Source organism: Paenarthrobacter sp. JL.01a (assembly GCF_025452095.1).
Classification (GTDB): Bacteria; Actinomycetota; Actinomycetes; order Actinomycetales; family Micrococcaceae; genus Arthrobacter.
The window spans coordinates 1,148,574-1,173,107 of sequence record NZ_CP104877.1 but is presented as its reverse complement, the minus strand read 5'-3'; the positions used below and the strand labels follow the sequence as shown (position 1 = coordinate 1,173,107).

Here is a 24,534-nt window from a genome sequence, read left to right as displayed (position 1 = left end):
CCTACTTGCCGAGCCCGGCCCGGCGCAGGGCTTCGGCCATGGCTGTGTTGGCCGGAGCGGCCGGCGACTGCTGCGGCTTACCTTGGCGGGGCCCACCCTGTCGCGGGTTGCCCTGCTGCGGCCGTCCTTGGTTTCCGCGGCGATCCCCCTCACGCGGACCAGCCGAACTACGGCCGCCTGAGGTGCGGCCGCCCGCGGTGCCGGGTTCGTCGTCGAGCCTCAACGTCAGCGAGATGCGCTTACGTTCGGGATCGGCTTCCAGCACCTTGACCCGCACCACCTGGCCGGACTTCACGATTTCCCGGGGGTCGGAGACGAACTTGTTGGACAGTGCCGAGACGTGCACGAGGCCGTCCTGGTGCACCCCGACGTCGACAAAGGCACCGAACGCGGCCACGTTGGTGACTGTGCCCTCCAGGATCATCCCGGGCTTGAGGTCGGAGATTTTTTCGATGCCTTCCGAGAACGATGCCGCCTTGAACGCGGGCCGCGGATCGCGTCCGGGCTTCTCCAGCTCGGACATGATGTCCTTGACAGTCGGGAGGCCGAACGTACCGTCAACGAATGCCTGCGGGTCCAGGGCAGTGGCCGGTCCACCACCGGCGGCCACAAGGATCTTGCGGGCCACGGAGTAGGCCTCGGGGTGAACGCTGGAGGCGTCCAGCGGCTCCGCTCCGCCGGTGATCCGAAGGAAGCCGGCGCACTGCTCGAACGCTTTGGCCCCCAGGCGCGGCACCTTCTTCAGATCGCTGCGTTTGGCAAAGGGACCGTTTTCATTCCGGTAGGCCACGATGTTCTCGCTGAGCAGCGGCCCGACGCCTGCCACGCGGCTCAACAACGCAGGCGAGGCCGTGTTCACGTCCACACCCACCGCGTTGACACAGTCCTCCACCACGGCATCCAGGGAACGGTCGAGCTTCGCAGCCGTGACATCGTGCTGGTACTGCCCGACGCCGATGGACTTGGGTTCGATCTTCACCAACTCGGCCAAGGGGTCCTGCAGCCGGCGGGCAATCGACACGGCACCGCGGAGGGACACGTCCATGCCCGGGAGTTCGGATGCCGCGAGCGCTGAGGCGGAGTAGACGGATGCTCCGGCCTCGGACACCACAAGTTTCTGGATTCCCTTCGATCCAGACGCTTCCAGGGATTTGATGAGTTCGGTGGCCAGTTTGTCCGTTTCACGGGACGCCGTTCCGTTGCCAATGGCCACGAGTTCAATGTTGTGCTGCTTGGCGAGCCGTCCAAGCGTGGCCAACGCTTCATCCCACTTCTTCGCCGGAGCGTGCGGGTAGATGGTGTCGGTGGCGACTACCTTGCCAGTCCCGTCCACCACAGCGACCTTGACGCCGGTGCGCAGACCCGGATCCAGGCCGAGCGTTGCGCGGTTGCCCGCCGGCGCCGCGAGGAGGACGTCACGAAGGTTGGCGGCGAAAACACGCACGGCCTCATCTTCGGCATCGGCAAACATGCGGCCACGAAGGTCCGTGGTGAGACGGTCCAGAATACGCCCGCGCCAGGCGAGCTGCGCTGTCTGCGTCAGCCAAGAGTCGGCCGGGCGCCCCTGGTTCGAAACCCCAAGGCACTTGGCCACAGCGTTCTCGTACTTGCCACGGGCGGCGGCCAGGGCGTCGTCGTCGGCCGGGTCTGCCTCGGCGAGGTCGAGCTCCAGGACGCCGTCCTTTTCGCCGCGCAGCAGGGCAAGGACGCGGTGCGAAGGCATGCCGGACGGCACCTGCGTGAACTCGAAGTAGTCCTTGAACTTCTGGCCCTCGGCTTCCATGCCCTTCTTGACCCGGGACACCATGCGCCCTTGCTTCCACAGACGTTCGCGCAGGTCCTCGGCGAGGTCGGCATCCTGGCCCACGCGCTCCACCAGGATGGCACGGGCGCCGGCGAGCGCTGTGACTGCGTCGTCAATGGAGTGCTCTGCATTCAGGTACTTCGCGGCTTCGGTGGCCGGGTCCAGCTGCGGGTTGGCGAGAAGGACATCTGCCAGCGGCTCCAGTCCGGCTTCGCGGGCGATCTGGGCCTTGGTGCGACGCTTCGATTTGAAGGGCAGGTAGATGTCTTCCAGCCTGGCCTTGGTATCGGCCCCGACGACGGCGGCTTCCAGTTCGGGGGTCAGCTTTCCTTGGGCGGCAATCGCCTCGAGGACGGCCTTCCGCCGCTCTTCGAGCTCGCGAAGGTAGCGGAGCCGTTCTTCAAGGTCGCGGAGCTGGGTGTCATCGAGCGTCCCGGTGGCTTCCTTGCGGTAGCGGGCGATGAAGGGGACGGTGGATCCGGCGTCGAGCAGTTCCACCGCCGCCTTGACCTGCCAGGCTTTGACGCCTAGTTCTTCGGCGATCTGTGCGTGGATGGCGGAATCAGCTGACTGGTGTTGGAGATGTGAAGTCACCATGACAGTTTGCCTCACCGGGCCGACAGTTTCAGGTCGGGGCATGTTTGGGCGGCTGCGTTGGTGCGGAGGAACGGGCCGCGAGGCGTTCCTCCACGGAGCGCTTCGCGGCGGCTGGATGTTGGCGACTGGATCCTAGTGGGCCATGTGCTCCTTGGCGGAGATGTGCTCCACCATTTCACCGACGCGTTGCTCGGTGTAGTTGCGGGCAATATCCCCCTGGCTGATGATGCCCACCATGGCGTGGTTGCTGATGACCGGAAGCCGGCGGACCTGGTGTTCTTCCATCATCCGTATGGCCTCGTCCACGTTGGCATCTGCGTCGATCCAGTACGGCTTGCCCTGGGCGAGTTCCCTGGCCAGGACCTCTCGGGCATCCTTTCCTTCGGCAATACACTTGACCACAATGTCTCGGTCGGTGATGACGCCAGTCAGTTTGCCGTCGTTGCCGCAGATGGGAAGTGAACCACAGTCCATATCCCGCATCATGCGGGCGGCCACTTCAAGAGTCTGGTCCTCGACGACGCACTTGGCATCGGTCGTCATGAATTCACGTACGACACTCATGGGTCCTCCTTCATCGATTGGGTTCATCGACGCGGGAGCTGCGGGGTCCTCGGAAATGCTGCGGATGGGGGTCCTTCGGCACCGGCGCCGATGATGCCAGATTACGCCGGGCAGGTAGCGGTGAACAGACGGAATTCAGTCCTCGGCAATGTCCTCGGCCCACAGTTCAGGGTGCTCTTGCTGGAAGGTGCGCATCATGTCCACGCAACGTTGATCGCCCAGGACAATCACCTCAACGCCGCGGGCACGCAGGAGGTCGAACTCACCGGGGAAGGTCTCGGCCTCCCCCACCACCACGCGGGGGATCTTGAACTGGATGATGGTTCCCGTGCACATCGCACAAGGTGCCAGGGTGGTGTACAACGTGGTGTCGCGGTAGCTCTTCTGCCGTCCCGCGGCACGCAGCGCGGACATTTCGCCGTGGGCTATCGGGTCGCCATGCTGGACGCGCTCGTTGTGTCCGCTTGCGATGACTTTTCCGTCGCGGGCCAAGGCTGCCCCGATGGGGATTCCGCCCTCGCTGAGGCTTTTTTGTGCGGCTTGGTAGGCGGCTTCAAAGGCTGCGTCCGTGGCATGGGTCGATTCAGTCATGGGGGCAGTCTAAAGCTGCGGCACGCGAAATTGTCGGGGCCCGCTGATAGCTTGGCTAACAAGGGTATTCACAGCAAAGAAGGCAGGTGGCCCTCGGTGTTCTTTCTCGATCCGGAGTTGGCTGGCGCCCCGCAGGACCTGGTCTTCTCTGCCAGCGATCTCGTTATCGCCGCTACGTGTGAATACCAGTTGCTGCGGAAACTTGATGAAAAGCTTGGCCGCACACCACGGCCTGACTTCCCCACTGATGCCATGCTGGAACGCACTGCCGAGCTTGGAGATGTCCACGAGCACAAGGTCCTGGACGAGTTCGTGGCTGAGTTTGGGCCATGGGACCCGGCTACAGGCAAAGGCGTTTACGACGTCGAACCCGCCTCCGCAATGGACCGCGCCACCCTGAGGGCCAAGCATGCGGAATCCATCAACGCCCTGGTTGCCGGAGCGGATGTGGTGTTCCAGGCCGCCTTCTTTGATGGCACCTTCCATGGTCGCTCGGATTTCCTGGTAAAGAAGCCTGGCGGCCAGTATGCGGTCTTCGATACCAAGCTGGCCCGGCATGCCAAGGTTACGGCGCTCCTTCAGCTTGCCGCTTACGGGGACCAACTCCTGAAGGCCGGCATCACACCGGATCCCACAGTCACCCTGGTGCTGGGGAACCGGGTACACAGTGACCACCCTCTCTCCCAGATCTTGCCGGTGTTCAAGGAACGTCGCGAGCGGTTCCTGGATCTGGCCGCGACCCACATGGCGGAGTCCGGAGCTGCGGAGTGGGGAGATCCCCGCTTCACAGCCTGTGGCCGTTGTGATTACTGCGCGGAGCAGGTCCTTCTGCACCGGGACCTGCTCATGGTGGCAGGCATGCGGATAAGCCGGCGCAAAAAGCTAATGGAAGCCGGAGTCACCACCATCGACCAACTGGCCGCCATGCCGGCCGAGGGCGACCACACCCAGCTTCGACTGCGCGAACAAGCCCGACTTCAGACCGGCGTCGGATCCCCTGATGGCACGGTCAGCTATACGGATAAGGCAGGCGAGTCCAATTCCGTCAGTTACAACGTCCTGGCCGACAACACGCTGGGCAGGCTTCCCGAACCTGACCCTGGCGACATCTTCTTCGACTTCGAGGGCGATCCCCTGTGGCAGGACCCGGTCACGGGAAAATGGGGCTTGGAATACCTGTTCGGCGTCATGGAGAACCCCGTTGAACCAGGGGCGTCACCTGTATTCCGTCCTTTCTGGGCGCACTCCCGGGCTGAAGAAGGCAAGGCCTTCGTCGACTTTCTGGACTACGTCGCCAAGCGCCGTGCACAGTACCCCGGCATGCACATCTACCACTACGCGGCGTATGAGAAGACCGCCCTGCGGAACCTGTCCCTGACGCACGTGATGGGCGAAACCGCCGTCGATGACCTCCTCAAGCAAGGCGTCCTGGTGGATCTCTATGACACCGTTCGGCACAGTATCCGGGTCTCTTCGAACTCCTACAGCATCAAGAAGCTGGAACCCCTTTACATGGGACAGCACTTGCGTTCCGGTGACGTGACCGACGCCGGTGCCTCCGTGGTTGCCTACGCCGACTACTGCACGGCCCGGGACAGTGGCAAGGCCGCCCTGGCCACCGGGATTCTCGAGAGCATCCGGGACTACAACGAGTATGACTGCCTCTCCACGCTGGAGTTGCGCAACTGGTTGCTGGCCCGGGCCGCTGAACGCTCCATCGTGCCGGGTTCGTTACATGAAGAAGCCAACGACCGCGGGGACGGCGACCCGGACAAGGATGCGGCCGGTTACGAGGCTGCCCCCGAGGAGACAGCCCTATTCGAGTACTTGGCGCAGCTTTCCGAAGACGAACGCTCCAGCCTTGACGCACGGGCCATTGGAATTGTCGCCGCAGGGGTGGGCTACCACCGGCGCGAGGACAAGCAACACTGGTGGGGGCACTTCGACCGTCTCGAGAAACCCACTTCGCAGTGGGATGACGCCAGGGACATTTTCGTTGTGGACCACGCGGAACTGCTGCAGGATTGGGCCAAACCCACACCCCGCAGCAACCCGGTCCGGATGGTCAAACTGCTCGGACGGTCGGGAGACGGCGCGGGTCTGGACCCGGGCAAGACGTACTTCAGAATGTACGCTCCCCCGCTTCCGGAGGCGTTGCTGGCCAAGGAATCGTCGGTGCTTGGCCGTGCCGGCTGGGGCAATACGAAAGTCAGCGACGTTGGCGAAGACGGGGACTTTGAATTCGTCACGATCGCCGAAGGCCTGCGCAAAGATTCCACCGAGTTCACCCAACTGCCGATGGCACTGACCCCGGACAGCCCGATTCCCACGAACGGCCAACGGGCAGCGTTGGCGGCACTGGCCACGCGGCTCCGGTCTTCCCTTCCGGAGTGGCCGAAGGACCCTGCCCTGGACCTGGTCCGCCGGCAAGCGCCCAGGCTGCGCGCTCTTTCTGCGCTTCCTGCCGTAGAACCCGGACCGGACGGATATGTGGACGCCATTACGGCGGCCGTCAAAGACCTTGACCACTCCTACCTTGCGGTTCAGGGGCCTCCGGGCAGCGGAAAGACCCATGTCGGGGCGCACGTGTTGGCCCGGCTCGTGGCTGATGGCTGGAAAGTCGGTGTGGTGGCGCAATCCCATGCCGTGGTGGAACACATGCTGTGTGCCGCTGTCGAGAAAGCCGGCGTGGACCCTCAGCGGGTCGCCAAGGAGGTCAAGCACAACGATCCCGTCCCATGGGGCGGGTGCGGTAAGGCCGACGTCACCGAAGCCCTGTCCATGCCCGGTGGCGCATTAATCGGCGGCACCGCCTGGGCCATGGTGGGCAAGGAGGTTCCTGCAGGCTCGCTGGACCTGCTCGTCATCGACGAGGCCGGCCAGTTCTCGCTGGCCAACACCATGGCCGTGTCGCGCGCGGCCAAGCGACTCCTGCTGCTTGGCGATCCCCAGCAACTGCCGCAGGTCACCCAGGGAACCCATCCCGAACCGGTTGACGAGTCGGCGCTGGGCTGGTTGTCCGACGGGCACAACACCCTGCCGGATGACCTCGGCTATTTCCTGGCGTTGTCCTGGCGGATGCACCCGGAGCTTTGTGGTGCCGTCTCGGAGCTGTCGTACGATTCCCGGTTGGAGGCTACTCCTGCCGCGTCAGAGCGTCACTTGGACGGCGCCGACCCCGGAATTTCGTGTATCTATGTCCGCCACACCGGGAACTCCACGAGCTCACCCGAGGAAGCCGCGGAAGTGGTGCGTCAGGTACAGGCGCACCTGGGTCTTACGTGGCAGGACCCATCCCAATCACCGGACAGCCGTCCCCTTGAGGAAAGCGATGTCCTGGTGGTGGCGCCCTACAACGCGCAGGTCCAGCTCATCAAGCATTTGCTGCACGCGGCCGGGCTGAACAAAGTCCGTGTCGGCACCGTGGACAAGTTCCAAGGCCAGGAAGCTCCCGTGGTGATTGTTTCCATGGCTGCCTCCGCTGCCGGCGAGGTCCCCCGCGGCATGGAGTTCCTGCTCTCCCGCAACCGCATCAACGTGGCGGTGTCGCGCGGCCAGTGGCGTGCCGTCGTCGTCCGTTCGCCTGAGCTGACCAACTACCTCCCGACGCATCCGGAGGGACTGGAAAACCTGGGCGGATTCGTAGCCCTATGCCAACACGCCTCACCCAACTAGGGGACAGTTAGTGCTCCACTGACCCCTCATAGCGACGTTATCTGTCCCCAGGTTGGGCTGCTTGGTTGGGGAGGGCGAGGGCTTCGTCCAGGACCCGGCCGAAGTTCGCGGCGTCATGGGCGAAGCGGCCCAGGAAAAGCCCCGAGACACCGCTGAGCTGCGGCAGGAGTCCAGGCTTTGCGGAACCACCGTAGATCACCGGCAGGGCCGCCAGCCCGTGCTGGCCCAGAGCTGCACGCAGCGCTCCAACGACTGTCGAGACATAGTCAGCCGAGGCCGGTTCGGGGGCACCGATCGCCCACACTGGTTCATAGGCCATGACAAGACGGGCGGCCAAGGACCAGTCGCCAGACACCGCAGCGCTGATCTGATCCAGGACGATCTGCGCAGCGGCGTCGGGCCCGGCCGGCTCGTCCTCCCCGACGCACAACAGCGGTGTCAGGCCGGATTCGACGGCGGCACCAACCTTGCGCGCGATCATCGCGTCGGTCTCGTCGAACCACCGACGCCGCTCGGCATGGCCGATTTCCACCAGCCCCACGCCCAGTTCGGCGAGCATCGACGGCGCCACCTCGCCGGTCCAGGGACCGTCGGCCCATCCGCAGTCCTGCGCCCCGAGTACCACCGGTGACAACGCCACGAGGTCTGCCGCGGCAGGAAGAACAGGGAACGAAGGGATGACAAACGGGACCACCCGCCCGGCCGCGAGGGCCGGACGGGCGTCCACTTCTTTCACCAGTTGCTCCAGCCACGCCAAGGATTGCGCGTAGCCCATGTACATCTTGGTGCTGACCCCCACATACAGGGCGTCAGTGTTCAACAACGTCACTTGCCCAACAGCTCATCGGCTTTGTTGGTGAACGCGCGTGTTCCGAACATCATGATGGCGGCGAGGAACGGCAGGACACCCAGGGCGTACACACCCATGGTTCCCGTGTCCGAGGCCGTGATCTCGTTTACCCAGGTGCGCAGGATCGGAGCGACGAAGCCACCCAGGTTACCCAGGGAGTTGATGAGGCCGATACCGGCAGCTGCGGCCGTACCGGTCAGGAACGCCGTCGGGTAGGACCAGGCAATGGGACCGATCGCGAGGAAGCTGCACACGGCCAGAGTGATGAAGATGATGCCGAGGGTCGGCTGGTGGTTGGCCCCGGCCCAAGCCGAACCGAAGATGCAGAGCCCGGTGGAGACGAACAACGCCGTACCCCAGCGACGCCTGCGGAGGATCGTGTTGGCTGCCTTTCCGATGAAGAAGCAGGCAAAGATACCGAAGAACCACGGGATGGCGGTCAGGAGTCCGACGGCGAGCCCAACCTTTTGGCCGGTCAGCTGGGACACCTGCTGCGGAAGGTAGAACGTCACACCGTACACGGCGATCTGCAGGCAGAAGTAGATGATGGTGAAGTACCAGACTTTGCCGTTTTTCATCGACGCGAGGACGCCGCGGGGACCGGATTCTTCCTTTACGGTGTCTTCCAGGGCCATGACGTCGGTCAGTGCCACCTTTTCTTCCTTGCTCAGGAACTTCGCGTCCTGCGGGCTGTTGATCAGGAAGAAGAAGGACGCGATACCGGCCAGGACGGCGAGCAAGCCTTCGACGAAGAACATGACCTGCCAACCGGCAACGCCCGGAACCTGGTCGCCGATGTTGATGAGCCACCCGGAGAGCGGTGCGCCGATCATCTGCGAGAACGGCTGGGCCAGGTAGAAGATGGCGAACATCTTCACGCGGACCTTGTTGGGGAACCAAGCGGCAAGGAACATGATGACGCCGGGGAAAAGCCCCGCCTCGGTGACACCCAGCAGGAAGCGGAGGATGATGAACGATGTTTCGCCTTGGACGAAGGCGAAACAGGCCGACACGATGCCCCAGGTGACAGCGATGCGGGCAAGCCACATCTTCGCGCCGAATTTGGTGAGCAGCAGGTTGCTGGGGATCTCGAACAGTGCATAGCCGATGAAGAAAATACCGGCACCGAGCGCGTAGGCTCCGGCGGTAATGCCCTTGTCCACCCCAAGGGCAGCTTCGGCAAAACCAACGTTGGTGCGGTCAAGGAAGGCCACCACGTACAGGATGACCAGCATGGGCATCAAGCGGAATGAAGCCTTGGATATTGCCGACTTCAAAACCGGCGAATCCAGCAACTCCTTGGTGGAAGTTGAGGCGACGGACATTGAAACTCCTCTTTGAGTAGTCAGTTGGGGGGAGATAACCGAAGCGGGTTATCAGCGCGGGAAGAGAATGAGCACCAGGCCCACGGCGCAGGCGAGGACGCCCACGGCAAGGTAGATCTTCCGTTCACGGGTCCAGGTCTTCATCGACGAAGGCCTAGTGCATGTAAAGCCCGCCATCCACATTCAGCGTCTGGCCGGAGATGTATCCGGAGTCCTCGCTGATGAGGAAGGCGATGGCTGCGGCGATGTCACGGGTGGAGCCGACTCGGTTCACCACGAGGTCCTTGACCAGTTCGTCCTTGCGCTCTTCGCTCAAGGTTCCACCCATGATGTCGGTGTCGATGGGGCCCGGGGAGATCGCGTTGACGGTGATGTCGTACTCCCCCAGCTCACGGGCGGTCGCGCGGGTGAGGCCAATGACGCCTGCCTTGGCAACCGAGTACGGGGTCTTCGAGAAGGTACCACCGCCGCGCTGTGCCGAAACCGATGAGATGTTGACGATGCGGCCAAGGCGGTTCTTCACCATGGACTCAGCTACGCGCCGGGTGGCGTAGTGGACACCGTTGAGGTTGATGTTCAGGACCCGGTCCCATTCGGCAGGTTCGAGCTCCAGATACCCGATGGGCGAGCTGACACCGGCCACGTTGGCCAGGGCCACGATCTGCGGCAGCTCGTTTTCCAGCTCATCAATTGCTGCGCGGACCTCGGCTTCGCTGGCTACGTTGGCACCCACGCCGTGCGCCTGGACTCCGTATTCTGCGGCGATTTCCTTGGCAGCGGCCTTGCACGCGGCGTCATCGAGGTCGATGATGCCGATGTTCCAGCCCTGAGCGGCCAAGTAGTTGACGGTCGCGCGGCCGATGCCACGTTCGGAAACAGCTCCGGTAACGATTGCCGTCCGTGATGCGGGGAAAGTCATGTGTTTCTCCTGTTAGTTGATGGGTGCCGGGCCGAGCTCTTCAATGAGCTTCTGCATGGCGACGTAGGCCTTGTTGCGGTAGGCGATGAGTTCGGGTGTCCGTTCGGCAGGAACGTTGAGGAAGCCCGCACCGGTCTTGGTGCCGAGCTTGCCGGCCTCCACCAGGTCGGACAGGATCTTCGGCGTCGCAAAACGCTCCGGGAAGCCGGTCTGCAGCGACTTGTAGCAGAAGTTGTAGACGTCCAGGCCAGCCATGTCGGCGATGGCGAACGGCCCGAAGAAGGGCAGGCGGAAGCCGAACGTCGTACGGACCAGGGTGTCGACGTCGTCCGCTGTTGCGATGCCCTGCTCCACCAGCTGCGCCGCTTCGTGGAACAGCGCGTACTGCAGGCGGTTCAGCACGAAACCGGTGACGTCCTTGACAACGGCGGTCTGCTTGCCGGCTGCGTGGACCAGGTCACAGGAGGCGGAGACCGTGGCGGCCGAAGTGCCCGCGTGCGGGATGACCTCGACGCCGGGAATGAACGGCGACGGGTTGGAAAAGTGCACGCCCAGGAAGCGCTCCGGATTGGTGACGGCCTCGGCCAGGGCGGCAATGGAGATAGTGGACGTGTTGGAACCGATCAGGGCATCCGGGCTGGCTGCCGCACTGATCCTGGCAAGGGTCTGGTGCTTGATTTCCAAGACCTCGGGAACGCATTCTTCGATGAAATCAGCGTCAGCAACGGCTTCCTCGATGTCCTTGGCGGCCCACAGGTTCTGCTTCAGGATCTCCGTGGAACCCTCAGGGAAGAGGCCGTCGGCAATGAACTGCTCCGACTCTTCCAGCAAACGCTCGTAGTTCTTCTGCGCTACCTCGGCGGAAACGTCGGCCAGGGCAACCCGGGCGCCACCGAGTGCCAGGACCTGGGCGATGCCGCCACCCATGTAGCCGGAGCCAACGACGGCGATCTTCCGGGATCGGTTTTCAGGTGTAGTCATGATCAGACCGCCTTTGTGTAGTCGGGTTCGTAAGAGCAGATGGCGTCCACCTTCGCGGCGGAGGCGGAATTCTCGTCGAAGCGGTGTCCGAGCCATTCGCCCACGAGTTTTTTGGCCAGTTCCAGTCCAATAACGCGCTGGCCGAGGGTCAGGACCTGGGCGTTGTTGCTCAGGACTGAACGTTCCACGGAATAGGAATCGTGGGCTGTGACGGCACGGATGCCGGGGACCTTGTTGGCCGCGATGGCGACGCCCAGGCCCGTGCCACAGATCAGCAGCGCCCGGTCGGCTTCGCCTTCGGCCACCTTCCGGGCGGCATCGACGGCGACGTGCGGGTAGGCGGTGGAATCGTCCGGTCCCACGCCGACATCGGTCACGGATGCGACTCGCGGATCAGCTTCCAACAGTGCCAGGAGGGCGTTCTTGTACTCCACGCCGGCTTCGTCATTGCCGACGACGATGCGCCAGCCTTGGGTGTTGCTCATTCTGATGCTCCGATTCCGGCCGGTGCAACGGTTGTTGCAGCGGCAAGTTGTGAATCGATGAATTGGGAGATCCGTGCGGCGATCAGGCCAAAGGACACTGCACCGGGATCCGGGTGGCCGAGGCTCTTCTCGGCGAGGGGGCGCGCACGGCCCTTCAGTGGCCGGAGTTCCGCGGTTTTCGCGGCAGCGGACTCGGCCGCCGCGGCCGCAACTGCCAGCGCCCTGTCAACGGGTGCACCGCCGTCGAGCTCTGCCAGGAAGGCGTCGCGGAACGGAAGGAGCGCGTCCACCATGGTTTTGTCGCCCGGCTCGGCTTTGCCGAGTTCGGTGATGGCACCGGCGAAGGCTTTCACCGCCGCGGCAGCATCCTGCGCGCTGTACGACTCCCGGTTGCCGAGCGCCTGCCCTGCCGCGATGACGGCCGAACCCCACAAAGCGCCGGAGGTGCCGCCGGCACGTTCGCTCCAGGCCTCGCCGGCACTGGCCAGCACGCGTGCCACCGACGAACCGCTCGCGGCATCCCCCGCAGCAGCGGCTGCATCGACGCCACGGCGCATACCGATACCGTGGTCGCCGTCTCCGGCGATCGCGTCCAACTTGCCCAGTTCCTCTTCATGCTCGACGACGACGTCCCTCACCTGCGCGAGGATCGCCGCGGCCTGCTCCCCAAGTTCGGCAGCGGCACGGGTGGGCTGCTCCACGGTGGAGGCTTCGGCGTCGTCGGTCAATGCAGCGGTGCGGGCAGCGCGGGGTGCCATGCTTCCCTTGCGGAAAGCGGGAGTGTCGGCGGGCGCGGACCAGTACTGTTCAAGTTCTTCGTCCAACCACAGCAACGTCAGGGACAGACCGGACATGTCCAGGCTGGTCACCAGTTCCCCGCACTCGGGCTCGACGACCGTCAGCCCGGCAGCTGCCAGGAGCTTCTCGATCTTGCCGAACAGCAGGAAGAGTTCGTCGTACTTGACGGTGCCAAGCCCGTTGACGATGGCCACCACGCGGTCTCCTGCGTCCTCGGGCTTGTCAGCCAGCAGCTTCGACACCAGGAGCTCTGCGAGTTCGGAGGCCGTCGGCATGGGGTGCTCCGAGATCCCGGGTTCGCCGTGAATGCCCAAGCCGAGGGACATCTGCCCCGCGGGAACGTGGAACAGCGGGTCCTTGGCGCCGGGCAACGTGCAGCCGTCAAAGGCCACCCCGAGGGAGCGCGTGCGGTAGTTGGTCTTGATGGCCAAACGCTCGACGCCGTCAAGGTCCAGTCCCGCTTCTGCGGCGGCTCCTGCGATCTTGAAGACGGTCAGGTCACCGGCAATGCCGCGGCGCTTTTCCAACTGCTCGATGGGAGCGCTGGCAATGTCATCCGTAACGGTGACCGTGCGGGTCTCGATGCCCTCGGCGTTGAGCCGAAGCTGCGCCTGACCGAAGTGCAGGACGTCGCCGGCGTAGTTACCGTAGCTCAGCAGCACACCGCCGCCGGCGTTGGCCGCCTTCGCCACGCGGTACACCTGTCCTGCCGCGGGAGAGGCAAACATGTTCCCGCACGCCGAGCCTGCAGCCAGGCCTGGGCCAACGAGACCGGCAAAGGCCGGGTAATGTCCGGAGCCTCCACCTACCACCAGCGCTACTTGGCCGGCAGGGACCTCGGTGGAGCGCACCACACCGCCATCCACTCTGGCTACGTATCCGCGGTTGGCAGCGACGAAACCATCCAGCGCTTCGTCGGCAAAGTCGGCGGCGTCATCGAAAATCCGGGTCATTTCGCGGCTCCCGCCAACGCCGCAGCCGGCTGCTGGCGGCCCTGCGCCACCTGGCTGGTGCCCAGCGCGTAGCCCTCGGTCCTGGGGAGAACATGGCGGCGGAGGTATTCCTGGTTGCTGGCGGTGACGCTGAGGCCGTCGCCACCGTAGTGCTCGGTGCAGAGGATGCCCTGGAAGCCCACGGAGAGCGCAAACTTGAAGGCCTCGCGGTAGTTGATGAGTCCGCTTTCCATGGGGGCGGGCATGGTGATGTAGCTGTCGCGGGCTACGTCTTCGTCGCGGATGTAGTTCTTCATGTGCCAGTAGTTGGAGTACGGCAGGGTCTTGGCTACCATTTCGCGCCAGTCTTCGATGGGCCGGTGAAGGCGGATCAGGTTGCCGAGGTCCGGGTTCAGGCCAACGTTGTCCAGGCCGATGTCCTGTACCAGTTGAACGGAGGAGTCGGAGGTGCCGAGGTAGGTGTCCTCGTACATCTCAAGGGACAGCAGGATGCCGGCCTCGGCCGCGTGCTTGCCCAGTTCGCGGATGCGGGAGACAGCGTTGCCCCACGCTTCCTTGTCCCCCACGGGGTCCTTGTAACCCTCTACGGTCCAGAACCACAACTGTTTCTGCTGCTCCGGAGTTATGGCCTGGTGGAGACCGATCGAGACTACTTCGCAGCCAAGCTCTGCTGCGGCGTCAATGGTCCGGTGGCTGTAGGCGAGGTTGCCTTCCCAGTCATGTTCGTGGATGACGCTGCGGCGGATGGCTGAAATGACCGGCGTTCCGATGCCTACGTGCTCGGCGGTCTGCTTGAACTCGGCGAGGCGATCCTTGCTGAGGTCTCCCGGGCGCACCCAGCTGTCGGTGAGGTCCGCGTTGGCGAAACCTGCGTCCTTGACCTCCTGGAGGACGTCGGCCCACACGGAAGCATCGGCGTCGTTGATGTCCTTGCCGGTGGCGTCGGTGCCGGGGAACTGCAGGAGGGCCGCGGTGATGGGCCAATTCTCGGCGGTATACGCCATGATGATCACTCCTTCGTGGAATCCTGTTTCCTATAGGATTTACGAACGCGAAGGAACTGTCAAGCCTTTTCGGAAACTTCCTGCATCCTATATGTCTTACATATGTTCGTGAAGAGGGTCACAAAAAAGGCCCGCCGGTGTGTCCGGCGGGCCTTGCTTGGCAGATGACTATTCCTCGGGCGCGTCTGCCATCGCCCGTCCACGAACGTTCTCCACGTGGTTGATCATGGTCTGTGCGGCTTTCTCCGGATCGCCGCTCAACATGGCGTCCAACACGGCCTGGTGTTCGGAGATCGCCTGCTCGGCATCGGTGATGCCCACTCCCCCGAACAGGCGGAAGCGCTGGACCTGCCCGCCCAAGGTGTTGTACGCCGCGAGCAGGAACTGATTGTTCGCCTGGGCGGCTATGAGCTGGTGAAACCGTTCGTCCGCTTCAAGGTAGCTGCGGTATTCGGCAAAGGTTCCACCCCTCGGAGCGGTCTTCAAGTCCTCCACAGCCTGCTTCAGCGCGTCGAGGCCCTCCGGCGTCATCCGCGAGCACGCCAAACGGGCATTCACGGGCTCAATGGAGAGCCGCGCCTCCATGAGCTCGGCAAAGTCCTCGCGGGTGAAAACCGGTGCTACCCGGTATCCCTTGAGCGCGACACGACGAACCATGCCAGTATGCTCCAGCCGTGCCAGCGCCTCCCGCACGGGTGTCGGCGAGACATCCAGTTCCCGCGCCATGCCATCAATGCTGACCGCGGCCCCAGGCTCGAGCCGGCCGTCCATCAGCCATTCGAGCAACGCTTCATAAACGTGGTCCGCCAGAACTTGGCGACTGACAGGAAAGCCGGGGCGGGCGACTGCCGGCGAAGGTTCAGACATGCCACAAATCCTATAGGAACGCGAGCCGTCGGCCTGTAAGTAGACGACGTCACATTCCGCCCGCGTGCGGGAGCATAAAAGCACGACGTCGGCACCCAGGTGGGTGCCGACGTCGTGCTTTTGCTGCTTTTGGTTTTAGTTGGCGTAGAACGGGTAGTCCGTGTATCCCTCGGCGCCGTCAGCGTAGAACGTGGCCGGGTTGGGTTCGTTCAGCGGCAGGCTTTCACGCCAGCGACGCGCCAGGTCCGGATTGGCGATGGCCGGGCGGCCAACCACTACGGCGTCCGCGAGGCCTTCTTCGATGATGGCGAAGGCTTCGTCACGGGTAGTGATCTCGCTGAAGCCGGTGTTCACCAGGAACGTTCCGTTGAAACGTTCGCGGAGGTCCTGGACCAGCGCACCCTTGGGCTCGTGGTGCAGGATGCTCAGGTACGCCAGGTTGAGCGGTGCAATGGTGTCCACCAGGACCTCGTACGTGGCCCGGACATCAGCGGCATCCGTTTCAGCGATTCCCTGGACGTTGTGCTCCGGGGAAATGCGGATGCCCACGCGGTTGGCACCCAAGGCTTCGACTACCGCGTTGACCGTCTCGATGACGAACCGTGCACGGTTTTCCGGGGAACCGCCGTAACTGTCGGTGCGGACGTTGGAGTTCGGTGCAAGGAATTCGTGGAGGAGGTAACCGTTGGCGGAGTGGAGTTCAACGCCGTCGAATCCCGCCGCAATCGCGTTCTTGGAGGCGGTGACGATTTCCTGGATCACTCCCGGCAGTTCGTCAGTGCGGAGTTCGCGGGGCACCGGGTAGGGCTGCTTGCCGTTCGGGGTGCGGACCTCACCGTCGATGGCGACGGCGCTGGGTCCGACGATCTCGTGGCCACCGGTGATGTCGGCGTGCGACACGCGTCCGCCGTGCATGATCTGGGCGAACATGCGGCCACCCTCGGCGTGGACTGCGTCAGTGACCTTCTTCCAGCCAGCGACCTGCTCCTCTGTGACGAGTCCGGGCTGGCCAGGGTAGGACTGACCGGCACGGGCAGGGTAGGTTCCTTCGCTCACGATCAGGCCCAGGGAGGCGCGCTGGCGGTAGTGCTCAGCGATCAGATCGTTCGGAACACCATCCTGACCTGCGCGCAGGCGGGTCAACGGGGCCATCACCAATCGGTTGGAAAGCTCCAGCTCGCCAAGGGCCAAGGGGGAAAACAGCATGCGCGGTTCCTTTCAGGATGAATCAGGTTCACCATGCGTAACTGTGCCGCGTCTGCAACTATTCCGGGTGAGGTGCAGATCACATGGCGCGTCCTTCTGCGGCTTGCCGGTCAAGCACAGCGCCGACTCTTTCGAAGTAGCTGTCCCAGAAGCCACTACCCAGGTCCGTCTCTATGGCCCTGCCCCCGGGCACCTCATAGTCAGTCTCGATGGTCAGCCGGGATCCGCGGCCAGTCTCCTCCAGGCGGTACCTGGTCTCCGTGTCCGTGCCTCCCGCAGGAAGAAGCGACCGGGTGACAGCCAGCTGCTCCGGGATCTCCTGGAGCACTTCGATAGCGCCGATTTGGCCGTTGCGATGGAAGAAGCACTGGAGCTCGCCGGGACCGTCCGCAACAGCAGGGATGGACACAGCATGGTAGATCCCATCTACGAATGAGAGCGACGATTCGGCCGGACGTATCAGGGCCCAAACACTGGACGGCGAGTGGGCGAAGTCCGCGGAGGCTTTGATGGTCATCGTTGTGAACTGCGGGACCTTGCTTTGGGCGGTGCGAAGCCTGCGTTCTGCCGCCTTCGCTGCCCGGCCCACCATCAACCCGTAGATGAACGTCAGCAGCAGCCCGCCCACCACCAGGGCGAGGACCGCGATGCCCCGGTTATCGTGGCGTTGCAGCAGGGAGGCGCCGAGGATACCCAGGGACACCAGGCCTGCGAGCGCGAGCACCGCAATGTAGCCAATAACCGTAGTCTTCACAGGGAAAGCCTGCCACGGCGATGCGCCTGCCATGGGCAGGCACATCACCGTGGCGCTACTTGGTCAGATCCCTCATGGACTCGTCGAAGCATTCACACAGGGCAAGAACTGCCACCAGGTGTGCTTCCTCCGCGTGCGGCGGGTCCGTGTTGATGTTGATTGCCTCATTGACGGATTGGGCCAGGTGCTTGGACTCCCGTCCGGTCAGCGCCCACACTTTGGCGCCCGCGGATTTGGCTGCGGCTGCAGCGTCGCGGAGGTCATCCGTGATTCCCTTGGCAGCCAGGAGCACCACGATGTCCCCCTTTTTGACAGTTGAGGGAATCTGGCTGCTAATGGTCTCCCCGGCATCCTTGTTGGCTACGATGGCCGTAAATGAGCCGGGGCTGCCACCGTGATCGTGGGCCGAATCGTGGGCAGTGAGTTCGGAGGCAAAGCGTTGCGCTTCGTGGGCGGAGCCGTCGCTCCCGGCGGCGAACACCCGGCCGCCACGAAGCGTGGCCCTGGCCAGTTCCTCGCCCCATTCGGCAGGCCTCGACGATTCCCGACGCAGGGCCGCTACGGCTGGCCCAATCTCGCCAAGGTGACCCAGGACAACGTCCACCGCATGTCGGTTGATCTTCGAGTCGGTCGCACGGATTGACTGACCAGTCCGCCTCACCACGATACTCACTTCCTTACCTCGCTTCGTCGTTGAAACTACAGGTTCCTGTCACCCTCGCGCGTGGAGCCGTCACGCCTGCTGCGGTCGCGTGTCAGCCGCTCACCCTCAGCCACGTTGACGCGGTCGGCGTCACTGGCGTGGCCGCCGTCGTGGTCCGCCTTGCCGTGGCCCGCATGGTTGCCCCGACCGTCGTCGGCGGCCCGGTCCGGCGTGGCGTTCGGGTCAAGCTTGTCGGCGTGGCGGAGGTGCTCCTCAACGCGTCCATGCGCTTCTTCGGCCTTCTCGGAGTGCCGCTCGGCTTCCTTACGGAGCCGACTGGCCTCAGCTTCGGCCTGGAGGGCGTTTGCTTCGGCCTGGGCGGCCTCGGCCTTCGCCTGGTGTGCGCCGATGGCTTCCTCCTGCGCCTTCTCGCGCAGCTCCCCTGCCCTGCGGCGATTGACCTCGGCCTTCTTACGGCGGCCAACAACCACCGCGATAATCACGGCCGCAATGACCACTACGGCCACGACGATGATCAATACCAGTTGTCCTGTATCCACGAGGCTTACCTCCCTGGTGAGCGGACTTCCGTGGGCGCCGCTCGCAGCCCGCGCTGTGCTTGGTGTCCGAGGTGTACCCCAATCGGGTCATTCCAAAACGATTCCGGTCCCGCCTCTTCTTGTATGGTAGCTAGTTATCAGGTTACTTACTAGTTTCTAGCTGCCCGTCTCTTCGGGGTGTTCACGGGCGCGCTTTTCCTCCGGAGTCCCAGCGGACTCATCAGGGATGAACGTTGGGTCCAGTTCCGTGGTGAAGTCGCCGGTTCCTGTGTCACCTTTGTCATGCTCGACGTCGTCAGTCGCCCCAGGTCCGGACGGTTCGGAAGGTGCCCGGTCAGCTTTGTTCGATTCTTTGCTCATGGCCTCAATCTAGGCACGGCCCGGCATCGTGTCGAGGGTCGGCGCCCTTGTCTGCGGACATGATCTCTGCTTCGCTGGAAAGGTCTCCAGAAGAGCGGGACCGGCCCCGGCATCAACAGCAGGGAGATCCACACGTGAAAGCAGTGACATGGCAAGGCCGGCGGGCGCTCAGCGTCGACGACGTACCCGACCCCTCCATACAGGAACCCACGGACGCGATTGTCCGCATCACGTCCACCGCCATCTGCGGCTCGGACCTTCACCTGTATGAGGTGCTGGGTCCCTACATGCACAAGGGCGACGTCATTGGACATGAGCCCATGGGGATCGTCGAAGAAGTGGGCCCGGGAGTGCACCGGCTCAAAAAGGGCGACCGGGTGGTTGTCCCCTTCAACATCGCTTGCGGTCACTGCTACATGTGCAACCGAGGCCTGCAGTCCCAATGCGAAACCACCCAGGTCAAGGCCAAGGGATCGGGGGCAGCGCTGTTTGGCTATTCGGAACTGTATGGCTCCGTACCGGGAGGCCAGGCCCAGTACCTGCGGGTGCCGTTCGCGGATTACGGCCCCGTGAAAATCGACTCGGATGCGCCCGACGAACGCTACCTCTTCCTCTCCGACATCCTCCCCACCGCGTGGCAGGCCGTGGAGTACGCCCATGTTCCTGAGGGTGGGACCCTCGCAGTGCTGGGTTTGGGACCTGTTGGCCAGTTTGCCACGAGGATCGGCCTCCACAAGGGCTTCCGGGTCATCGGAGTCGATCCGGTCCCCGAACGCCGGGCAATGGCAGAGTCCCACGGCGTGGAGACCATGGACTACAGTTCCGACGTCGCCAGCCAGATCCGGGAAGAAACGCTCGGACGGGGCCCGGACTCCGTGGTGGACGCCGTCGGCATGGAAGCACACGGTTCGCCGGTGGCTTCCTTCCGGCACCGGGCCGTCTCCCTCCTTCCGGACAAGCCGGCGCAGGTGGCCATGGAGACCATGAGCGTGGACCGGCTGGCGGCTCTCCATACTGCCGTGGACACAGTGCGCCGCGGCGGCACCCTGTCACTGAGCGGCGTTTACGGCGGCCAGGCCGATCCCATGCCGCTGATGACAATGTTCGACAAGCAAATCCAGCTCCGCATGGGTCAATGCAATGTGCGCAGCTGGATCGACGACCTGCTCCCCCTGTGGTGGAGGACGACGCCGATCCGCTGGGAGTCATGCATCTGGTCACCCATACCGGGAGCCTGGACGAGGCGCCGGCACTCTACGAGGAGTTCCAGAAGAAGCAGGATGGTTGCATCAAGGTGGTCCTCAAACCCTGAGCAGCGCACATTCAGGAAGTACCCAGAATTGCTCGATAGCCTAGCAATTGTCAGCGTTGGTACTACATCGAAGGAGATCCCATGGGACTCGGAGACAAGATCAGCAACAAGGCACAGGAAGTCACGGGCAAGGCCAAGGAAGCCTTGGGTGACGCTACGAACAACGAGAAACTGCAGGCCGAAGGTGTAGCTGACCAGGCAGCCGCCAAGACCAAGCAGGCAGGCGAGAACGTCAAGGACGCCGCGAAGGACGCCTTCGACAAGTAAGCCCTCAGCACTAACGAACACAGCGCAACGCCCCGGTTCCCTCCAAGGGAACCGGGGCGTTCTGCGTGCACCCAACTATGCGTGCACCCAACCAGGGGACAGCTCCTGTCCCAATGAACCGTCAGTAGGACATGTGCTGTCCCCTAGTTGGGCGGACGGGGGGCTACTTCTGCGCCGGGAGCACCAGCGCGCCCGACTTGTCCGTGGACAAAGCGAGGGACGAGATGTACTGGGGTTCGCCGTCGGGCCCGTCCTGGGCCGACCGAAGCATGTCGGGACGTTCGAACTCAATGCCCGTCACGTGGCACAGGAGCTTCGCGTCGCTGGGGTTTCCGTCGGCGTCGAACATCGGCAAGTCAATGCCGTCGTCCGTGCGTCGCAGGTAGTAGCGGCCGCGGGTGGCAACAGCCAGGAGCGGCGGCAGAACCAGTGCCAGGCCCACAGCGAAGATGGGCGAATACGGCTGGACCGAGGCACCGAAGGCCCCGAAGAACACTGCGATGGAGACCCCTGCCGAGACCAGCATGGACACGAAGCCCACAGGGTTCACGGCGTAGAGCATGCCACGGCGGAACTCGGGAACCTTGGGCGAGATCTTCAGCAAGTACTTGTTGATCGCGATGTCCGAAGCCACCGTGACAACCCACGCCATGGCGCAGTTGGCATAGAAACCAAGGATGGTGTTCAGGAATTCAAACATGTTGGACTCCATGAGGATCAGTGCGATCACCAGGTTGACCACCACGAACACCATCCGGCCCGGGTAGCTCTTGGTAATACGGGTGAAGGAGTTGGTCCAGGCCAGCGAACCGGAGTAGGCATTGGTGACGTTGATCTTGATCTGCGAGATGACCACCAGCACCACGGCAAGGGTCATGGCCAACCAGGCCGGCATCATTTCTTCGTAGACGCCCAGGAACTGGTGGACGGGTTCATTTGCGTGGACTGCGGCTGCGGGATCGAGCTTGGCGATGAGGTAGATGGCAATGAACAGGCCAATGATCTGCTTGATGGCACCGAAGATCACCCAGCCCGGCCCGGCGAGGATCACTGCACGCCACCAGGCGCCCCGGTTCTCAGCGGTCTTGGGCGGCATGAAGCGGAGGTAGTCGATCTGCTCTGCGATCTGGGCCATGAGTGACAGGCAGACACCGGCGGCCAGCATCACCGAGGCCAGGTTCGGGCCGCCGTCGCCCGAGGCACCGGTGAAGGCGAAGAAGGCATCGATGCTTTCGGGGTGGGACAACAGCAGGTAACCCACCGGGACCACCATCAGCAACAGCCACAGCGGAGTCGTCCACACCTGCAGGGTGGCCAGCGTCTTCATGCCATAGATCACCAGCGGAATGATGATGATCGTGGAGACCGCATAGCCGATCCACTGCGGGATGCCCAGGCCCAGTTGCAGGCCCTGGGCCATGATGGAGCCCTCGAGTGCGAAGAAGATGAACGTGAATGTGGCAAAGATGATGTTGGTGACCACCGAGCCGTAGTAGCCGAAGCCCGACCCACGGGTGATGAGGTCAAGGTCGATATTGTAGCGGGCAGCGTAGTAAGCCAGCGGGAAGCCTGTTGCGAAAATGATCACCGCGGCCACCATGATGCCGAAGATCGCATTCACCGTTCCGTAGGAGATCCCGATGTTTGCACCGATGGAGAAGTCGGCCAGGTAGGCGATGCCACCCAGGGCACTTGTCGCCACCACGCCGGCACTCCACTTACGGTAGGAACGCGGGGCGAACCGGAGCGTGTAGTCCTCCAGGCTCTCCTTCGCTGCAGTCAATGCGTCGGCGTTGCCTGCCGCTGGTACAGCTGAGGTGCCGGGTACGACGGCGGTGCTTGCCGCCGTCGTCGGCTCCAGTATTGCGGTACTCGTCTTGTCGTCGCTCATGCGTGGGTCGCTTTCATCCGGGGAGGGTGCTTCGACCACGACGCTAGTCACGCAGCGCGTCAATTCAGTCACGGCCATGTTTCGCAGCTGTAACTTCTGCATCACCCGCACCGTGCTTTCGGTACCAAAAAGCCGGATCGCCCTTTGTACGCAACCCACAAAACGGTCCCTCACCTGCGCCGATACCGTCGAGGACATGACCCGCGCACCCCATGAAACTGCCCCGTTTGCCATCCTCGAAACCGCCCGTAAACAGGTGTTGGAACGCGGTGAAGGACTGAATGAGTCCCAGCTGCTGGAGGTTCTACGGCTCCCGGACGACGCCATTCCCGCCGCCCTCGACCTCGCGCACGAGGTCCGGTTGAAGCACTGCGGCGAGGACGTGGAGGTGGAAGGCATCATCTCCATCAAGACCGGCGGCTGTCCCGAAGACTGCCATTTCTGCAGCCAATCCGGACTGTTCGACTCCCCTGTTCGCGGCGTGTGGCTGGACATCCCGGAACTGGTCAAAGCGGCCAAGGAGACCGCTGCAACCGGGGCCACGGAGTTCTGCATCGTCGCCGCCGTCCGTGGCCCCGACATCAAGCTGATGAACCAGATCAAATTCGCGATCGAGCGCATCAACGAGGAAGTGGACATCAATATCGCCTGCTCCTTGGGCATGCTCACCCAGCGCCAGGTGGACCAGCTCGCCTCGTGGGGCGTTCACCGGTACAACCACAACCTGGAAACAGCCCGCAGCTACTTCCCCGAGGTGGTCACGACCCACAGCTACGAGGAACGGCTGGAGACCTGCGCCATGGTCAAGGCCGCCGGCATGGAACTGTGCTGCGGTGCCCTGATCGGCATGGGAGAGTCGGTGAAGCAGCGGGCCGAGCTGGCCGCGCAGCTCGCCGCCCTTGACCCGCACGAAGTTCCGCTGAACTTCCTCAATCCCCGGCCGGGAACCCCCTTGGAGAACCAGGGGATCATGGACGGCAAGGACGCCCTTCGCGCCATCGCGGCGTTCCGCTTGGCCATGCCACGGACCGTCCTGCGTTACGCCGGCGGACGAGAACTGACACTCGGCGACCTGGGCACCCGCGAGGGCCTGCTCGGCGGAATCAACGCCGTGATCGTCGGCAACTACCTCACCACTTTGGGCCGCCCCGCCAACGCCGACCTCAACCTCCTGGTGGAGCTGAACATGCCCATCAAGGAACTCCAGAAGACGCTGTGAAAGCCGCCTATTGCGGCCACTGCGGAGGTGAGGGCCCGACGTCGGACGCTCATCAAAACTGCCGTCAGCAGTTGGTGATGGAGCCACCGCGCTATTGCCCGCAGTGCAGGAGGCGGATGAAGGTCCAGGTCACGCCGTTGGGGTGGACGGCCGAGTGTTCGCGCCACCCCCTCGCGAGTTTTCGTACAGATAATGCTCCTAAAAGCGCTCCATAAGGGCATTATCTGTACGAAAACTCCTTGGGTAGGGTGGTCTCATGGGCGAGAGCCGGGACCTGCTGACGCCGGAACAGCGCAGCCGCAACATGTCCAGAATCCGGGGCAAGAACACCAAACCGGAACTGCTGGTCCGCAGGCTGCTGCACGCAAAGGGCTACAGGTATCGCCTGCATGGACAGTCGGGCGGGACGAAGCTCCCCGGCCGCCCCGACCTTGTGTTCGCAGGCCGCCGAAAGGTCATCTTCGTCAACGGGTGCTTCTGGCACTTCCATGACTGCAAGGTAGGCCAGCATGCCCCGGCGGCGAATGCCGATTTCTGGGAGGCCAAGCGCACCAGGACCCGGGAACGGGACGCCCAACAGCGCGGGCAACTTGCTGCTGCCGGTTGGGACGTGTTGACCGTTTGGGAGTGCGAACTGAAGGACGTGTCCGTCCTGGAAAGCCGGTTGAGCACTTTCCTCGACTCCGGTATCCGTCAGGGCTTGGACGTGGTGGAGGGAGCTGACTCGACGGGATGATCGGAGCCCGCGCTGTGCGATCCCTGTTCCCACAGGGCGTAGGCCGCAGTCCCTCCGATACCCAGCAGGACGGTCATGCAGAAGACGATGATCACCATCAGCCCCGGCGACGGGCGGGCACCACTGTCCATGCTGTTTCCCTCTCCCTGATCCGCGGCTGGAGGTCCTCCAAG

The 24,534-nt window shown here is 63.6% G+C and carries 22 protein-coding genes and 1 pseudogene; 5 read left to right on the top strand and 18 right to left on the bottom strand.

What is annotated here, in order from left to right:
- Window position 1: 1 nt before the first annotated feature.
- From N5P29_RS05695 to N5P29_RS05685, 3 genes are all read right to left on the bottom strand, one after another.
- On the bottom strand, window positions 2–2,401 hold the full coding sequence (locus N5P29_RS05695; protein WP_262277670.1) for a Tex family protein: 2,400 nt from the start codon (window positions 2,399–2,401) through the stop codon (window positions 2–4).
- A gap of 132 nt (window positions 2,402–2,533) precedes the next feature.
- A complete protein-coding gene (locus tag N5P29_RS05690) occupies window positions 2,534–2,965 on the bottom strand; it encodes a CBS domain-containing protein (RefSeq protein ID WP_262277669.1) in 432 nt (143 codons plus the stop codon).
- 135 nt (window positions 2,966–3,100) lie between these two features.
- The gene (locus tag N5P29_RS05685) at window positions 3,101–3,556 is read right to left on the bottom strand and encodes a nucleoside deaminase (RefSeq protein ID WP_262277668.1); all 456 of its coding nucleotides are present in this window, start codon (window positions 3,554–3,556) and stop codon (window positions 3,101–3,103) included.
- 96 nt (window positions 3,557–3,652) lie between these two features.
- Between N5P29_RS05685 and N5P29_RS05680 the strand changes: the two genes are divergently transcribed.
- Window positions 3,653–7,231, top strand: a complete 3,579-nt coding sequence (locus tag N5P29_RS05680) for a TM0106 family RecB-like putative nuclease (RefSeq protein ID WP_262277667.1) — start codon at window positions 3,653–3,655, stop codon at window positions 7,229–7,231.
- A 37-nt stretch (window positions 7,232–7,268) separates the two neighbouring features.
- Here N5P29_RS05680 and N5P29_RS05675 read toward each other — a convergent pair whose 3' ends face one another.
- From N5P29_RS05675 to N5P29_RS05615, 13 genes are all read right to left on the bottom strand, one after another.
- Entirely contained in the window at window positions 7,269–8,012 is a 744-nt protein-coding gene (locus N5P29_RS05675; protein WP_262278512.1) for a triose-phosphate isomerase family protein, read from the bottom strand.
- A gap of 44 nt (window positions 8,013–8,056) precedes the next feature.
- Window positions 8,057–9,406 (bottom strand): MFS transporter, encoded by a 1,350-nt coding sequence (locus N5P29_RS05670; RefSeq protein WP_262277666.1) that lies wholly within the window; start codon window positions 9,404–9,406, stop codon window positions 8,057–8,059.
- A 154-nt stretch (window positions 9,407–9,560) separates the two neighbouring features.
- Window positions 9,561–10,325 (bottom strand): SDR family NAD(P)-dependent oxidoreductase, encoded by a 765-nt coding sequence (locus tag N5P29_RS05665; RefSeq protein ID WP_262277665.1) that lies wholly within the window; start codon window positions 10,323–10,325, stop codon window positions 9,561–9,563.
- A 12-nt stretch (window positions 10,326–10,337) separates the two neighbouring features.
- A complete protein-coding gene (locus N5P29_RS05660; RefSeq protein ID WP_262277664.1) occupies window positions 10,338–11,306 on the bottom strand; it encodes a 3-hydroxyacyl-CoA dehydrogenase family protein in 969 nt (322 codons plus the stop codon).
- A gap of 2 nt (window positions 11,307–11,308) precedes the next feature.
- A complete protein-coding gene (locus tag N5P29_RS05655; protein ID WP_144662477.1) occupies window positions 11,309–11,791 on the bottom strand; it encodes a ribose-5-phosphate isomerase in 483 nt (160 codons plus the stop codon).
- On the bottom strand, window positions 11,788–13,542 hold the full coding sequence (dhaL, locus tag N5P29_RS05650) for a dihydroxyacetone kinase subunit DhaL (protein ID WP_262277663.1): 1,755 nt from the start codon (window positions 13,540–13,542) through the stop codon (window positions 11,788–11,790). Before dhaL ends, N5P29_RS05655 begins: the two co-directional genes overlap by 4 nt.
- Window positions 13,539–14,546, bottom strand: coding sequence for a sugar phosphate isomerase/epimerase family protein (locus tag N5P29_RS05645; RefSeq protein WP_262277662.1), 1,008 nt, complete (start codon window positions 14,544–14,546; stop codon window positions 13,539–13,541). The genes dhaL and N5P29_RS05645 overlap by 4 nt, the downstream gene beginning before the upstream one ends.
- A gap of 168 nt (window positions 14,547–14,714) precedes the next feature.
- Window positions 14,715–15,413, bottom strand: coding sequence for a GntR family transcriptional regulator (locus N5P29_RS05640; RefSeq protein WP_262277661.1), 699 nt, complete (start codon window positions 15,411–15,413; stop codon window positions 14,715–14,717).
- A gap of 135 nt (window positions 15,414–15,548) precedes the next feature.
- The gene (locus N5P29_RS05635) at window positions 15,549–16,619 is read right to left on the bottom strand and encodes an alkene reductase (RefSeq protein ID WP_262277660.1); all 1,071 of its coding nucleotides are present in this window, start codon (window positions 16,617–16,619) and stop codon (window positions 15,549–15,551) included.
- Between the two features lie 79 nt (window positions 16,620–16,698).
- On the bottom strand, window positions 16,699–17,373 hold the full coding sequence (locus N5P29_RS05630; RefSeq protein ID WP_262277659.1) for an SRPBCC family protein: 675 nt from the start codon (window positions 17,371–17,373) through the stop codon (window positions 16,699–16,701).
- 55 nt (window positions 17,374–17,428) lie between these two features.
- The gene (locus tag N5P29_RS05625) at window positions 17,429–18,046 is read right to left on the bottom strand and encodes an SIS domain-containing protein (RefSeq protein WP_410007897.1); all 618 of its coding nucleotides are present in this window, start codon (window positions 18,044–18,046) and stop codon (window positions 17,429–17,431) included.
- Window positions 18,047–18,072: 26 nt separating this feature from the next.
- Window positions 18,073–18,576, bottom strand: a complete 504-nt coding sequence (locus N5P29_RS05620) for a hypothetical protein (protein ID WP_262277657.1) — start codon at window positions 18,574–18,576, stop codon at window positions 18,073–18,075.
- A 156-nt stretch (window positions 18,577–18,732) separates the two neighbouring features.
- Window positions 18,733–18,936, bottom strand: a complete 204-nt coding sequence (locus N5P29_RS05615; RefSeq protein ID WP_262277656.1) for a hypothetical protein — start codon at window positions 18,934–18,936, stop codon at window positions 18,733–18,735.
- Between the two features lie 134 nt (window positions 18,937–19,070).
- On the opposite strand from N5P29_RS05615, the pseudogene N5P29_RS05610 reads away from it, so the two are divergent.
- Window positions 19,071–20,248: pseudogene (locus tag N5P29_RS05610) on the top strand (zinc-dependent alcohol dehydrogenase).
- 81 nt (window positions 20,249–20,329) lie between these two features.
- Complete coding sequence (locus N5P29_RS05605; protein ID WP_018777112.1) at window positions 20,330–20,515, top strand: CsbD family protein; 186 nt, start codon at window positions 20,330–20,332, stop codon at window positions 20,513–20,515.
- A gap of 163 nt (window positions 20,516–20,678) precedes the next feature.
- Here the strand turns inward: N5P29_RS05605 and N5P29_RS05600 are convergent, their stop codons facing one another.
- On the bottom strand, window positions 20,679–22,406 hold the full coding sequence (locus N5P29_RS05600; protein ID WP_262278511.1) for a purine-cytosine permease family protein: 1,728 nt from the start codon (window positions 22,404–22,406) through the stop codon (window positions 20,679–20,681).
- Window positions 22,407–22,602: 196 nt separating this feature from the next.
- Here N5P29_RS05600 and bioB point away from each other — a divergent pair, with 196 nt between their 5' ends.
- Complete coding sequence (gene bioB, locus N5P29_RS05595) at window positions 22,603–23,625, top strand: biotin synthase BioB (protein ID WP_262277655.1); 1,023 nt, start codon at window positions 22,603–22,605, stop codon at window positions 23,623–23,625.
- 256 nt (window positions 23,626–23,881) lie between these two features.
- Window positions 23,882–24,361 (top strand): very short patch repair endonuclease, encoded by a 480-nt coding sequence (locus tag N5P29_RS05590; protein ID WP_262277654.1) that lies wholly within the window; start codon window positions 23,882–23,884, stop codon window positions 24,359–24,361.
- On the opposite strand, the gene N5P29_RS05585 is transcribed toward N5P29_RS05590, so the two are convergent.
- Window positions 24,319–24,492, bottom strand: coding sequence for a hypothetical protein (locus N5P29_RS05585; RefSeq protein WP_262277653.1), 174 nt, complete (start codon window positions 24,490–24,492; stop codon window positions 24,319–24,321). The two genes, N5P29_RS05590 and N5P29_RS05585, sit on opposite strands and share 43 nt — an antisense overlap.
- Between the last annotated feature and the right edge of the window lie 42 nt (window positions 24,493–24,534).